General features: G+C 34.7%; 14 protein-coding genes. 5 read left to right on the forward strand and 9 right to left on the reverse strand.

What is annotated here, in order from left to right:
- The first annotated feature begins 8 nt into the window (after nt 1-8).
- Complete coding sequence (locus GWK10_RS00845; protein ID WP_164029006.1) at nt 9-455, forward strand: hypothetical protein; 447 nt, start codon at nt 9-11, stop codon at nt 453-455.
- A gap of 127 nt (nt 456-582) precedes the next feature.
- On the opposite strand, the gene GWK10_RS00850 is transcribed toward GWK10_RS00845, so the two are convergent.
- From GWK10_RS00850 to GWK10_RS00865, 4 genes are all read right to left on the reverse strand, one after another.
- Nucleotides 583-1,626: a hypothetical protein gene (locus tag GWK10_RS00850; RefSeq protein WP_164029007.1), complete on the reverse strand. Its 1,044-nt coding sequence runs from the start codon at nt 1,624-1,626 to the stop codon at nt 583-585.
- A 3-nt stretch (nt 1,627-1,629) separates the two neighbouring features.
- Nucleotides 1,630-2,799, reverse strand: coding sequence for a M20 family metallopeptidase (locus tag GWK10_RS00855; RefSeq protein ID WP_164029008.1), 1,170 nt, complete (start codon nt 2,797-2,799; stop codon nt 1,630-1,632).
- Nucleotides 2,796-3,401, reverse strand: a complete 606-nt coding sequence (locus GWK10_RS00860) for a flavin reductase family protein (protein WP_239540655.1) — start codon at nt 3,399-3,401, stop codon at nt 2,796-2,798. The genes GWK10_RS00855 and GWK10_RS00860 overlap by 4 nt, the downstream gene beginning before the upstream one ends.
- A gap of 104 nt (nt 3,402-3,505) precedes the next feature.
- Nucleotides 3,506-4,723 carry a metallophosphoesterase gene (locus tag GWK10_RS00865; protein WP_164029009.1) on the reverse strand — a complete coding sequence of 406 codons (1,218 nt, stop codon included), beginning with the start codon at nt 4,721-4,723 and terminating at the stop codon, nt 3,506-3,508.
- Between the two features lie 443 nt (nt 4,724-5,166).
- On the opposite strand from GWK10_RS00865, the gene GWK10_RS00870 reads away from it, so the two are divergent.
- The 4 genes from GWK10_RS00870 (at nt 5,167) to GWK10_RS00885 (ending at nt 8,726) form a co-directional block, all read left to right on the forward strand.
- Entirely contained in the window at nt 5,167-5,802 is a 636-nt protein-coding gene (locus GWK10_RS00870) for a phosphoribosyltransferase (RefSeq protein ID WP_164029010.1), read from the forward strand.
- A 476-nt stretch (nt 5,803-6,278) separates the two neighbouring features.
- Nucleotides 6,279-6,770: a hypothetical protein gene (locus tag GWK10_RS00875; protein WP_164029011.1), complete on the forward strand. Its 492-nt coding sequence runs from the start codon at nt 6,279-6,281 to the stop codon at nt 6,768-6,770.
- A gap of 11 nt (nt 6,771-6,781) precedes the next feature.
- A complete protein-coding gene (locus GWK10_RS00880; RefSeq protein ID WP_164029012.1) occupies nt 6,782-7,153 on the forward strand; it encodes a GerW family sporulation protein in 372 nt (123 codons plus the stop codon).
- Nucleotides 7,154-7,394: 241 nt separating this feature from the next.
- Nucleotides 7,395-8,726, forward strand: a complete 1,332-nt coding sequence (locus GWK10_RS00885) for a cation:proton antiporter domain-containing protein (RefSeq protein WP_164029013.1) — start codon at nt 7,395-7,397, stop codon at nt 8,724-8,726.
- A gap of 305 nt (nt 8,727-9,031) precedes the next feature.
- Here GWK10_RS00885 and GWK10_RS00890 read toward each other — a convergent pair whose 3' ends face one another.
- The 5 genes from GWK10_RS00890 to GWK10_RS00910 form a co-directional block, all read right to left on the reverse strand.
- Nucleotides 9,032-9,703 (reverse strand): DNA alkylation repair protein, encoded by a 672-nt coding sequence (locus tag GWK10_RS00890; protein WP_164029014.1) that lies wholly within the window; start codon nt 9,701-9,703, stop codon nt 9,032-9,034.
- Nucleotides 9,703-10,968 (reverse strand): MFS transporter, encoded by a 1,266-nt coding sequence (locus tag GWK10_RS00895; protein ID WP_164029015.1) that lies wholly within the window; start codon nt 10,966-10,968, stop codon nt 9,703-9,705. The genes GWK10_RS00890 and GWK10_RS00895 overlap by 1 nt, the downstream gene beginning before the upstream one ends.
- Before the next feature lie 32 nt (nt 10,969-11,000).
- Nucleotides 11,001-11,594 (reverse strand): hypothetical protein, encoded by a 594-nt coding sequence (locus tag GWK10_RS00900; RefSeq protein WP_164029016.1) that lies wholly within the window; start codon nt 11,592-11,594, stop codon nt 11,001-11,003.
- A 79-nt stretch (nt 11,595-11,673) separates the two neighbouring features.
- Nucleotides 11,674-12,354 (reverse strand): DUF6058 family natural product biosynthesis protein, encoded by a 681-nt coding sequence (locus GWK10_RS00905; protein WP_164029017.1) that lies wholly within the window; start codon nt 12,352-12,354, stop codon nt 11,674-11,676.
- Between the two features lie 221 nt (nt 12,355-12,575).
- Entirely contained in the window at nt 12,576-14,624 is a 2,049-nt protein-coding gene (locus GWK10_RS00910) for an HD family phosphohydrolase (RefSeq protein WP_164029018.1), read from the reverse strand.
- Nucleotides 14,625-14,773 lie beyond the last annotated feature (149 nt).

Consider the following 14,773-nt stretch of genomic DNA (forward strand, 5'->3'; position numbering starts at 1 on the left):
AGTGTGAAATGAAAAGTAACTGGACGACTCTTTTAATATCGCTACTAGTATTTTTAGGTTTAGGCGCAGCTGTAAGTGGGGCCTTACTTATGTTATCTCCCTCAGGTCAGCTTCTTGGCATACCGCAATGGATACTGGAAACATCACCATTTAGTAATTTCCTATTTCCGGGTATGTTACTATTTACTTTCATAGGCATAGCCCCTTTTCTAGTGATTATTGCTCTTTTAAAAAAACCGAACTCAAAAATAGCAGAGCGATTTAATGCATTTAAGGATATGCACTGGTCCTGGTCTTTTGTTATTTATCAGGCCATTGTTCTAATAATATGGATACAGATCCAAATGCTTCTTATTAATGGCGTTCACTTTCTACATACCTTTTATGTGTTTTTGGCACTAAGTATATTTTTTATTGCATTATTGCCACAAGTAAAACGGCAATACCAAGTTTGAATATTGGTTAATACTACTTTGTTATTTAAAAGGGGATATCCGATTTTGTAGAAATTTAGTTGATTATAGAACCTTCAATTCAAAACAAACAACGATTAAGATAACTAGGCTTCAGCATTTTAAAGTGTCAGTTTTGGGTATTTTTGTCCAGAGAGAATGAAAAACCTGTTTTATTAGATAAGACCTTTTTCAATGCTTCGGTTGTGCAAGGGTCTATTAAATTAAGTGCTTTCACATTGCACATTGCTTCGACCATATTCCTTCCGGCCAAGGTATTTGTTGATATACCCGAAACGATATCGGGTACAATATTAAATGCTTTCATAAGTCCGTAAACCGCATAAGGATCTGAAGCACTTAGAATGATACATTTAGTCTGTTCTCGAATCGCATTAATAGCAATGTTGCCATTATACGGTTCTAAAGGCGATGCACCGATTTCGACAACAGCTATATCTGCTTTTTGCTGTTCAATTCTACTTAACAATTGTTTCAACTTGGTTCTATATTTTTCCTTTGAACAAATTGTTGAAGGCAGACCAACATCAACAAAATCCAATACTGTATCTGCTCCTACGTCTTTTATTGCCAATATATCTTTAAGTCGACCTGCACCTGTTAATTTTGCACCCACTACTTTTAATCCTGCTAACTTAAAAAGGTTAGTAACGATTCTAGCTGAAGTAGTTTTACCCGCAGACATCGAAGTACCAACAAAAAGAACTAGGGGTGTATTAAATTTTACTTCTTTTACATTAGCAACAAAGTGATCCATTGTTAGTTTTTCACCATTTCTAAAAGCATGCCCTTTATAGACTACCTGCATCATATTAGGTATGAAAACCGACTTAGAAGTAAGTTTACCGAGCAAGCCAGCTCCAGTAAGTACAGTCATTGTTAAATCCTCTTCTACTTTCTTCCAAGTTCCAGTTGCTTCAAGGGTGGCGTATCGTTCTCCCAAAGCTCCTATAAGATGTTCTCCCCCTATTACCCCGCGCATTCTGCCATTTGGCAGCTCTAAACTTAACGTATTACTGCCAGCATCTATTATTTCACAAATAACATAATCTCCTGTTGACCATTGATTTTTCTTCAGCTTCTTTACAGTGAATCCTTTTTCAGCTAAGTCAGAAATTCGAGTTAATGAAGTAAAAATATAGCGATGATTCATGATCTAATTAATTAGTGGTTCTTCTAAAAGTAGTAGGGTCAATAATGCAGTTCGCTCTACCATCTTATTCTTCAAAATATATTCATGACTTGCATGTGCTCCATCTCCAGGGGTTCCTAGCCCGTCTAAGGTCGCTGTCAATTGACTTGTAGTATTTGCATCAGAACCCCCGCCTGCAGTTGCTTGCTCAAGGCTAATACCAAGCAATGCCCCCTTTTGTTTAGCAATATTCCACAAATCAGTATTACGGCTATTTTTTTCCATCGGTGGCCTACCAATACCGCCTTCAATCTCAAGTGTTACGTTAGCAAGGTGAGGTCTTAATTGCTTTATCTTACTGGAAATAAGATCTCCATCTACTTCATTTAATACTCGAACATCTACTACGGCCCTGCTTTCTGGTGCTATGACATTAGGGGAAATCCCTCCTTCGATCATGCCTACATTTACAGTAATTCCTTTTTCAAAATCGTTCATTGCATAAAGCTTTTGTATCTGATGGGACATCTCCACTATTGCACTTATTCCTTTTTTTGGGTCTAATCCTGCATGAGATGCTTTACCCTTTACCTTTATTATGAAACGACCAATTCCTTTTCTTGCCGTTTTTAGCTTTCCATCAAGCCCTAATGGTGGCTCTAATACGAATGCTCTATTTGCAATTTTTGCAAGCCTTTTAATTGCTATTGTTGATTCCTTACTTCCAATTTCTTCATCAGAATTAATAAGAAGAACAGGTAATACTTTGGTAGGATACGATAGGTCCTTTATTGCTTTTAAGGCAAAAATCATTTGAGTAATACCAACCTTCATATCGTAAATACCTGGTCCCTTCAGTTTTTGTGCTTTATCTTCTATTGGCATCTCAACAATTGTATCAATGGGCCAAACAGTATCGCAGTGACCAATAATAAGTTGTATTGGTATTCTCTTTTCCCTTTTTATTGGTCGTGCGTATAAGTACCCTCCTGTTTCTTTACCTAGAATATGCAGTGTATAAAAATCTAACTCATTCAATTCTTCTTTAAGAACATTTAATATCTCATGTTGCAAAGTGATCTCACCAGATGGTGATTCTAACCGAACTAGCTTAGTCAAAAAAGCAATCATCTCATCATGATGCTCTTCCAAATATTGCTGAATTTCTCTTACTATGTCTACCTCATTTTTCATCGATTAAACCCCTTAGGAAATGGGAAATTGAAAGTTTCAGAGATCACCGCATAACGCCCATTAGCTATGTATGCCAAAAGCGGATTACTCTTAAGTTGTTCTTGTTCCTCTTTTTCAGAAATTTTTAAATAATCAGTATGCACATTCGCTGCTATAATGCTGCCAGTAATGATACTATTGCTTCCGAAACCATCAATAATCTTATACAGTTTGCATTCTAAATGCAAATATGCTTCTGCAACTAGCAGTGTATCTATAGTATTAGCTTTTTTCGACGGTAAAGTGCTAATAATTTGATCGAATTTTGAAATTCCCTTTACTCTTGGTAATGCACTCAAAGAAGTCAATACTAATTGATCGGGAAATGGAAAACTAACCGAAAACTCTTTATGTAATTTTATGTTAGTGTATGTGCTATGGTCAGGTGTACAAACAAATCCAAAGTAGTTTTCAAAACCGATTGGCATGGCCATATGTTTAGGCGCCATATCATATCCATCGCCTTCTTTGGTCCCTACAACTACTAATGGAGCTACCGTAAAAAAATGCTCCCAAATAGAATTAGATACATCCAGCGGTATGAAACTGTTATTATCATTCATGTCCAACATTTAATACTAAACAAGGTATAAAAGGCGGGCTATCTATTAAATGATTAAAATCAGTAGCAAAGCATAGTTGCTCTAAAAAAATGAACTGTATGGCACTATGCTGTCTTAAGTTCTATAAATGTAATCTCTGGTCGCATACCCAGTCTCCCAGGAAATCCTAACCAGCCTAAGCCTCGATTAACATATAAATATTGATCTCCTGAATCATACAACCCAGCCCAGTGCTCATATTTATATTTAATAGGACTCCATTTTTTGGTTTTCAAGTTAATTCCGGCTTGCATTCCATGGGTATGTCCAGAAAGTGTCAAGTCTATGTTAGTAGCTTTGGCAACTTCTTCTTTCCAATGAGTGGGATCATGAGATAGTAATATCTTGAAAGGAATTTGCGTTACTCCAATCATCGCAAGACCTAAATTGCCATATTGTTTAAAAGGAGGGCTTCCCCAATTTTCAACGCCAACAATAGCAATTTGCTCGTTATTGTTATTGACGATTTCTGCTTCATTTAACAATAGTTTAAAACCAATTTCATTGATGAAAATTTTGATCGCATTAAAATTGTCAAGCCTATCTTCGTCTGATTTCCATTCACTATAATCACCATAGTCGTGATTGCCCAAAACTGCATATTTCCCTTGTTTAGCAACTAATTGTTCAAAGGTCGATTTCCAGCCTTTTAATTCCCATGCATAATTATTTACCAAATCTCCAGTAAAAAAAATCAGATCAGGATTCAAATCATTGATCAATTTCACGGCACGATCAAATATGTGATACCTAGAATTGAAACTCCCTAAATGTATATCGGAGATTTGAACGATGCGCAATCCGTCAAAACTTCTAGGCAGGGCTTTTAACGCAAGCCGAACACGATGAACTTTAAATCGATACAAGGATCTAAAAACACCATAGATAATAACAAAAAAAGGAAGAAAGCCGGAAAACAATCCCACTAAGGGTATTGCTATTAACGATTCTTTGTCAGAAAGAACATAGTTTGTTGCATAAAGCACTGTAATAACAATTACAAAAATAATTTTTGGGATGAATGAAGAAACAGTAAGTCCATACAAAGAAGATATTAGTAGATGCTTACGTCTAGTAGAAATACTATCGAGCCGAATTTTTAACACTAAGATAGCGGTAATTAGTCCTATGCTAAATACCCAAAAGGCTACTTTAATAAGTTTGATAAATAGCGAGGAGGCTATTAACTGGGTAATAGACTGCAACCAATAAAATGTAAGAATATCGACTGTTAATATCGCCAGGCATAGTAGAATGATAGCAACTAAGGAGTAAGATCTCATTATTGGTACATTTTCAATAAAAAAGGACATACTATCACATCGACAGTATATCCACTTTCTGGTTTCAAATCAACATAAATAAGCCTATGGGCTTTATAAAAATAAATTTGATAATAGGATAAGTAATCCATAAGCCAACGCGAAACATATGATGATTACATATAAAAAGTCTAATGATCTATTTTCCATTATTAGTTATTTTAGGTCGTTTGTTAAAAGTATCATTTCACTAGCTCTCAAAAAATGACAAATATCAATTAGGGTCATGATATACTTAAAAGTTAATTAGCTTGTTGACTAAAATCATTTCTATTTCAAAACCTCGCTACTACCTTGATCAAGAAATAATTATTGGTTTTTTTAATAGAAAAACCTGCAAGTGTTTAACAAAAGCTAGAGAATTAACTATTGCTCTCCTGGCTTATCACCAAAACTGATTAAAAATGTACAAGAACAGAACCGATGCTGGAAAGCAGTTAGCTTTAAGACTTCTTCATTATAAAAATGAAGATGTTGTAGTATTGGCAGTCCCTCGTGGTGGTTTGCCACTTGGGAAGGTTGTAGCCAAAACACTGCAAGCACCGTTAGATGTAGTGCTGACAAAGAAAATAGGGCACCCGTATAACAAAGAATATGCCATTGGTGCAGTAAGTCTAACAGGTCACATTCTAAATCAAACAATTGGAGTTTCTGAGGACTATATTATTGAAGAGATAAAACGAATCAGAGAAACACTATCACATAGACATAATCAATACTATAAAAACCTTAAACCTCAATTGCTAAAAAATAAAACTGTCATAATTGTGGATGATGGTGTAGCTACTGGCAGTACTTTACTAGCAACCGTAAAACTGGTTTCGGAGCGCGAGCCAGACAATATTGTAGTAGCTATTCCTGTTGCTTCAAAATCGGCAATGGATAGACTGAATGAATCTGATTACATTCATGAAATTTTATGTTTGCAAATACCATCTAACTTTAGGGCTGTTGGACAGTCTTATGATGATTTCTCATCTGTTTCGGATCATCAGGCAATTAGTATTCTTGAAAATTCTAATAAAAAAATAGCAAATTGATCTAGGTCATTTTGATACCCCTCTTACTGTACTATATTTACACCATAATTAAACGGCGTTCTTTATAATATGGTAAAAGCTTTTAGATCGGCAACGGTCTAAGAGTTATAGAAAATGTGGAGGCATTGATACCTTTTTTAATTTTGAATTGTTTTAGCGATATGACGGTACTTAATTAATATACTAGGGTAATAAGGAATTTAGCATTTTCTGAGAAGCAGGTATTACTAAATATCTGCTTCTTTTTAACTTTTTGTCATAAATATAATAGTATCGGTTTAGGACGGTATTATTTATGTTAAGCAATTATTCTTATTTAAAAGTCCTAGAAGCTTTTAGATAAATTAGTCGTTTAGCGAGAAGCGAGTATAGTAACATATACTCGCTTTTTTTTGCGCTCTATTTAAAGTCTTACTATTGACCCAGATCATTGTTGGAGCATGAGATTTCTATTTCATTTGTATTAAAATCAAATCATGTCGCTGGTTATAATTTTAGTTCTGCTTCTGTTATTGATAATAGTCTTGCTACTAGTACCTGTAATAGTATATATCAATACAGATACTAACCAGTATTATATAAAGCTTCAAGGTTTAGCTAAAGCTAGTATCCAAGAAGACTCTAAGGAGTTGATACTTGTAAAAGTGCAATTGCCTTTTTATCATTTTTATTTCTATCCGCTTACAAAGAAAAACGGGCGAAAAAAGAAGAAAGCTCAAAAAAAGAAAAGTAGTTGGAATAAAAACTTGAAAAAAGTTATACGCTTGATTACCTCTTTTAGAGTTACAAAACTAAGCCTAGATTTAGATACGGGAGACAGTATCACGAATGCTAAATTATATCCAGCATTCGCGCTATTTAATTTTTATAGAAGCGGTGTACGTATCAATTTTGAAGGAAGAAATAAACTGATTCTAGAATTAAAAAACAGACCAATATACATGGTTAAATCATTAATTAACATTTAAAAATTTACGTTATGGACTTACAATTTGAACAAGCATTGAAACAGATTACGGACTTCATGAAATCAGAAGCGAAAACTGAAACTGTTGTTGGGGATCAATTTCAATTAGGAGAATTCACTTGTGTACCTGTTATCAAAGTAGGTATGGGGTTCGGATCTGGTGGCGGAGAAGATATTGGCTCTAAAGCTGGTAAATCTAAAAAAGAAGGTATGGGTGCTGGAGCCGGAATGGGTATTGAACCTATGGGGTTTTTGGTAACACGAGAAGACAATATCTCATTTATTGAAACTGGCAAGGCCCACGGATTAGCCGCAGCAATTGAAAAAGCACCCGAGCTAATTGAAAAATATGCAGAGCATAGAAAAGAACGTGAAATGGCTTAAGCATCTAGTTAATGTTTTAACAAGCAATCTTTCTTAGCTTAAGTATTCACTAACAGAAAGTTCACTGTAGTAATTTATGGTGAACTTTTTTAATGCTTGTATGCAAAAACAATTACAAACACAGTGGTATGCCCCAAAGCAAAATACTCTAATCTAACGACCCTATGAAAAAATAACATTTTGATTCTTTACTGCACTGCCCTACCTTGCTGCAGCTAACCAATCGAAAACACCCTAATCAATGGATATCTTATCAGCTTATAATCTGATCATAGAACTTTCTGTGATTATTATTATCTCATTTTTATTTGATCGAATTTCTAAAAAAACCAACGTGCCGTCGGTATTGATGTTGATTGCACTAGGTATTATTATTCAATACCTCCTCAAGATTTTCGATTTTGGAACTTTTGATTTTTTTCCAATTTTAGAATTTCTGGGAATTGTTGGACTTATTATGATTGTTCTAGAGGCTGCATTAGATCTCAAACTCGAAAAAAGCAAGATAAAACCCATTGTAAAATCCTTGATTATTGCACTCATTAGCCTTGTAGGGTCCGCTTATATTGCAGCATTAATCCTCTTTTCATTAATAGATGGTATGACAATGATGCAAGCTTGGCTGTACGCTACACCACTCTCCATACTATCGAGTGCCGTTATCATTCCGAGTGTAGCTAATTTAAAACCTGCTAAACGAGAGTTTCATATTTACGAGGGTACCTTTTCTGATATATTAGGCATCATGATGTTTTATTTACTCATTGAAATTATGAATCCCGGTGAAGGAGATGCGATAACGGGCTTCTCAATTAGCTTTCTAGTAACAGTGGTATTCTCAATTATTATCTCATATATCATCATATTGGTATTTCAGCGTATTGAGCGTCAAGCAAAACTTTTTCTTTTAATTGCGGTATTGCTTTTATTATATGCATTAGGGAAAAAATTACATTTATCATCACTCATTATCATCCTGATTTTTGGACTTATTCTTTCTAATACCGGTCTGTTTTTTAAAGGAAAACTAGCTAAGTTTTTGAAAGACGAAATCGTAAAAGACATGTACCATGAATTACATATGATTACCGCAGAAACAGCTTTTGTGGTGCGCACCCTATTCTTTGTAGTATTCGGATTATCGATAGTAGTAACGTCCTTATTAAATTTAAAAGTTGCATTGATTAGTATTTTGGTCCTAGCATCTATATTTCTAATAAGGTGGGTAGTTTTGCGGGTTTTTATAGGTAAAGATATTCGACCACAATTGTTTATAGCCCCTAGAGGATTAATTACAGTGTTATTATTTTATGCAATTCCGGCCAACCTCAAGATAGAAAATTTTGAACCTGGAATACTACTATTTGTTATCATAGGAACAAGTTTAATAATGACCTATGCCTTAATTGACAATAAAAAGAGAGAAGCGCGTAAGGTCGAAACTATTGATCAGATTTCAGTAGCCGATCGTGATGAAGAAAATGAATCATTTTTAGAAACTGAGATCAAGGAGCAAACGGAATCTTTTGATGGTGAAGAAGAAGGAAAAGACCTAGACGAGCCGCTTGAGTAATTTTGTTTTACAGTGTAACTTAGGTCACTTATCAACAATCATAAATACAGTAACTTTATTCTATTAAAAGTTAATAGCATATTAGTCGAAATGAAGAAATTTTCTTAAAAAAATGGTATTAGTTTAAGTACTTCGGACTATATTTTTAAAACCAACTACATACCTGAAGATAGTGGTGCCATTCAACTAGAAAATAAAGGAGATAAACAAATACGAAAGAGTTTTTTAAGGCAATTGATCTATGGGTTTTAGGAAAGGATAATCAGTAAGAAATCTAAAGTCTTCAGTAGGTAGTCTGATATTGATTATTTAATTAATCGCAACCCCTCTCTCCTACTCAAATTATGCAGATTTGGCGTCGCTTCTACAAAATTGATTACCCAATCAGGATTCGTGCGGCCGTATTCACGTAAAACCCAACCAATAGCTTTATTAATAAAGAACTCTTTTGAACCCAAAAGCTGATTGATCACGCGACTAAGCAAATCGGTATCTAGATCGTCTTTATACTTTAGTTGAAATAACAATGCGCAACGTTGCAACCAAATATTATCAGACGCTAACCATTGTTTCACTTTTGGTTCTATTTCATCTGGATATTTTTTAAAATAAGGTCCTAGTAACTTAGTAGCAATCATATCAACCGTATCCCACCATGACTTATGGGTAACCATGTATTCAATGAGATCGATATCTCGTTTATCTAGGCGTTTAGCATATTTAAAAGTCAATTCTTGTGCGAAATAATGATACTCCCGCTGTGGTCTTTCCCAAAGGGTTTTAACTAAATGTTCTAATTCACTTTTCTCTGGTAAATAAGTTTTTATTAAAAACGGTTTTTGAATTTCTCTTCTTTGGGTAGTGGTCAATCCATAAAATTCAAATTGATCTCGCAAATAAGCTTTCTGCTTAGCGGCTGTATCGGCATCAGCATTTTTTTGGAATTCTGATTGTAATATTTCCAAATAATCATCCATTATTCAGAGCCTATAATTTTATACAATTTGTGATAATACCAAGCGGCTAGTCCCCCAATAAATGAGAATATAGCTAACATCCAAAACACGTGCTGATGTCCTATTTGGCCTTTAGAATTTTCTAATAAATATCCCATTGCAGGGCCAGCAAAAATATCTGGCGTGTAACCTATTAATGAAATAAGTCCGACAGCAGTTCCCGTAAGCACTAAAGGAATCTGTCCGCGCTCCATGACGGCGAAATATAAAGCTCGGGCTGCATAAACACCAGTTGCAACAATTAATGTAGAAAGAAAAAATAGCAAAGTAGTCGAATCTGTAACAAATCCGAATGCGAATAATAAAGCACCAAACACTGATATGATAAAACTTACCATTAACCAGAAAGTAGTCTGTGTTCTATCGGCTACAAAGCCAATTAATACCCCGACAACCGGTCGTATGAATAATAAAAATGTTCCTACTTGAGCAGATTCTACCTGGTCATAATTCATCACCTCTTTTGCGTACAATGAAAATACATCCGTTAGTTTATAGCCAACATAAGCACACAAAATGATGATCATTAATAGCCAAACGGATGGTAATTTCAATACTGCCTTGATTTGAGAAACGGTTATTTTATCTAAAATAATTTCCTTCTCTGTATCGTCGTCTAACATCATAAAAAACCAAACCAAAAAACCTACCAATGCAACTATTGCAGTAGAAGTTAAAATCACCTGCCTAAATGCGGCTTGACTTTGCGTAGTTGTCATTTCGGCGACCTCCGTAGTTGCAAATAAGGCAAAAATAAATACTCCCATTGCGCCAAATAATGCACCAACTAGACCTCTTCCACCATCTAAAAATCCGAATGCCTTACCTTGAGAACTGCTACCTCCCCATACTCGGGTAGCTTTAATCATCGGAGCCCAAAACAGGAAAATAGTAGTAAACCCCCAATAGCCATAAAGCACTTTAAGTACTGTATAACTGGGGAAAGTAGCATAAACCAATCCTCCTAGAGCAGTCATCCATAATGCAATGGCAATTAATTTCCTGGGTGGATATTTATCCGCTAGAGGCCCACCAAATAAGTAGGAGAACACTGCTACAATTCCATAGATTGAAAAACAATAACCAAGCTGAATATTGTCTAGGGAAAAGGCCTCTAACACTGTTGGCCTAAAAACTCTAGCAAGTACAAATGGAAGTATAAACACCGATTCGCCCGCAAGAATAAGCAGCAAAAGAAACTGCCACGGAGCCTTTTTTTGGTTCATAGAGGTTGATTATATTTTACCTCTAATATAATCTATTCACATTTGTTGTTGTAATAGTCGGCGACCTCAAATGCATATTTCAAACTTCGTTGATTTATTTCAGAAACCAATTTAGGGCAGTCCTGAAAATAGCTTGCCAACTTCTTCTTTTTTAACCCGAAAACACCCTGGGTAGCCCGTTGAAAGTACTTATCTCCTTCCTTTAGAAACAGTGGAAACTCATCAATAGTACTACAATCCCCATCAGTAAACTCTTTTGTATAAACCGATACTTTACCCTTTGTATCAAGTCGCAAAAAGGTCTTTTCACCAGTTCCAATTTTGTGCGTATAATAAAATCTGAATATATTGGCATGTTCATCAAACCATTTCGATTCGAATATTTTGTTATTAACTGAATAACTAATCAAGTCCGAAGCGCTAAGTTTCATCCGTTTGCCACTTGCAGAACGAAACCTGATCTTCTCATATAAGCGTACTTTATTGATATTTCTGTCTTGTATTTCGCCATATAAAGTATCGCGATTATTCAATACAATATATCCAGGAAAATAGTCTTTTTGTGACCATGCTGTTTGTAGGGTCGACAGCATTATCACTGTAATCAAGTACACTTTCTTTTCCATAACGTTTAATTAGATAGTTTGTATGAGTAGTATCAAAAGTTGTACCGAAGAGGTTTAAAATCAGTTCACCTAGGGTAACTCAATTTTTTATCCATTCATTCAAAGAATTTAATCTTAATATTTTATCCAAATATTTTCCTCTGCTACTAGTGGCCCGTTGATAAGGCGCGAATAAATTTGAAACTTCATTAAATTCATTATTCAAGACACGCAATGTCTCTTTATCATTATCCGACAATTTATTCTCACCGTGTTTCTTATTAAACTCAATCAATCTTTTAACTGCTATTTCCTTTTTTGCTATTTCCGCTCCCGTTGCATTTAACGTGCAAATACCATAAATTCCTTGGAGATAGTATTGCCATTCTTGTTCAAATGCTAAATTCAATTTCTCCATATTCACATTTCCATCTTCATCTATTATATTATCATAAGCGAAGTGATTGTTGTCACTATCAACAAAAGCATTTATAAACTCCGTTTTCAATACTTGCTTGAACTCTAAAGAATTATCTAGGTTACTATTCTTTTGAATTAAGCCTATAACAGTCTTAGGAAAATATTTTTCAGTTTCAGAAATTACCTTTTCATCACCTAGTGGAGAACTAATTTTATATATTATGTTAATTTCATAAGAACTATTGGGAAGTAATTCATTTGCAATCAATTCCTCTAATTCTTGTTTCGAAATTCTCGAAACTCGACATAATTCATTTGATTCGATAAAATTTTCCTTAATGTATTTAATATCAACATTCATTCTTATATTTATTGTGCTTTCGCTATTTAATACCTAATTATTCAATAATATTTTCATCTTCTTCAATGTAGATTTCGATTCTGTTCTCCAGGTATTTATTAACAGATAATTGAAGCGAAATGAAAATAACGGTAGTGCTTATCTAAGAGCTAAGATTTTAAATTATTACCTACTTGCAATATCCATAACAATTATTCGCTATCAGATTTTATCAATTCAACTTACTCCGGATACTCAACCCGTAAATGATAGATATTATTCAGTTTACGCTTTAATACTTTTTTAATAATTTGAATTTCTTTAAAGGTAATATCGGCATTTAGAAATTGTCCTTCTTCCATTTGCTTATCAATAATACGCTCAACAAAATTGTCGATCTTAGAAGCTGTTGGCTCTTTTAAACTTTTAGAAGCGGCTTCCACAGAATCCGACATCATTAGGATTGCAGTCTCTCTAGAAAATGGCATCGGGCCGGGATAACGGAAATCGTCTATATTGGTTTCAGGATTGATCTCCTGTTGTTTCATAAAGAAATAATAAACGGGAAGTGTACCGTGATGCGTTCGTATAAAATCAATAATACGGTCAGGTAAGTTGTTCTTTTTTGCAATTTTAATTCCCTCTAAAACATGATCAAAAATAATACGAGCACTTTCATCCGGTGCTAACTCATCATGCGGATTGATAGATGTGGCTTGATTCTCTGAAAAATAAACTGGGTCATGCATCTTCCCAATATCATGATAGAGTGCTCCTACCCTAACCAACATGGCATTGGCTCCAATTTCATTCGCCGCAGCCTCGGCTAAATTGGCGACCTGTAACGAATGATGAAATGTTCCAGGCGCCACATTAGCCAATTCCTTTAATAGTTTAGAATTGGTATCTGATAATTCCAATAATGATACGTCTGAAACGAGTCCGAATGCCTTTTCATAAATAAGGATTAAGAACAGTACTAAGAAACATAGCAGTCCATTCAAAGCAAAAAATCCAATGTTGGTCCAATTAAGTGCTGTTATTGTTCCTTCTTGAATAATTACAAATGCAAAATAGGCCAGTGCATACACAAACACAATTTGCCCAAGTGATATAAATAGGTTTGCACGGCGCGACAGCTCGCTTACTGTCAAAATTGTTACAATACCCGCGATGATTTGTAAAAACAAATACTCGAAACTATCCGGTACAATAAAACCAAGAATTAAAACGGTAATTACGTGGGTAAATAATCCTAAACGTGCATCGAAAAACGCTTTAATCGTAATTGGCAAAATACAAAGTGGCACAATATATACATAGTCGGCTTTTACTTTCACCACGAAGGTGGTTAGTAACACCATCAAGATCATATTAAAAAATAGGAAGGTAACCTTGGTGTTATCTTCATAAATATCAAATCGATATTTTTTAAGGAATAGAAACAGCATTAATAATGCTAATGCAACGAGCAGAGTGTAACCAACAACAATCCAGTAATAATTAGATTCGCTCCAGACCTGCGATTCGTACTCGCTTTTCAAAGAATCTAAAATTCGGAAGGTTTGCCCTTCTACAACTTCTCCTTTTGATATGATACGAATGCCTTTTTCTACATTTCCCTTGGTATATGAAATGTTTTTTAGCGCATTTTCAGTAACAAGATCAGTACGTTCTTTATCAAATAAAACGTTCGGTTTGACTACTTCAAAAAGAAGATTATAGACTTTGTCTGACAGATTTCTATATCGGGTTCCTTTTGTTTTGTCACGAACTCTCTGTCGGAGTTGGCTTATTTTAATCAGTTTGTCGATAGTGATTTCTTCTAGCTGATTTCCATTTTTTACCAGGTAACCGGTTTTCTTTTCTTGAGTTTCATCATTACTAATAATCCCTATCTGATAAAAACCCTTTAGCATATTATCGGCAAATCGTTTGACTTCAATTCGGGGGACTCCATCAATAATAGAATCTATCAGTACGGAGCGATAGCTGTCGTCGAGCTTTTTACTCACCTGATTTACTACTTCACCATCAAAGCGATAGTAGGGTGTGATATTCTGTTTAATTCGCTCTTGATCTATCTCAATTTCGGCCTCGGTTTTCTGGATAGCGAAATCATACTCGGCATAAAGGTTTTCATACTGCCAAGGTTTTCCTTTTTGGAACTCATATTTAAACTTACCACCCTTCGGGAAAAAATAAACGATAAGTACTGTGGTCAATACATATAAAAAGATCTTATAGATCAATGATTGATTTTGATAAATCCTACCGCTAAATTTATTCATATATCCTATTCAACTGTACGAAACGAAGCTTTGTCTTGGGCTGTATTTCTATTTGTATTGGCGATTTGGTTGTTCCTAATTCGCTTACTTCCAAAAATAGTAAAAATAATGCGGGTTACATGTGTATTCTATTCAATGAGGCTTGTCAA

Origin of the sequence: Spongiivirga citrea, from assembly GCF_010671565.1 — a bacterium.
GTDB lineage: Bacteria > Bacteroidota > Bacteroidia > Flavobacteriales > Flavobacteriaceae > Spongiivirga > Spongiivirga citrea.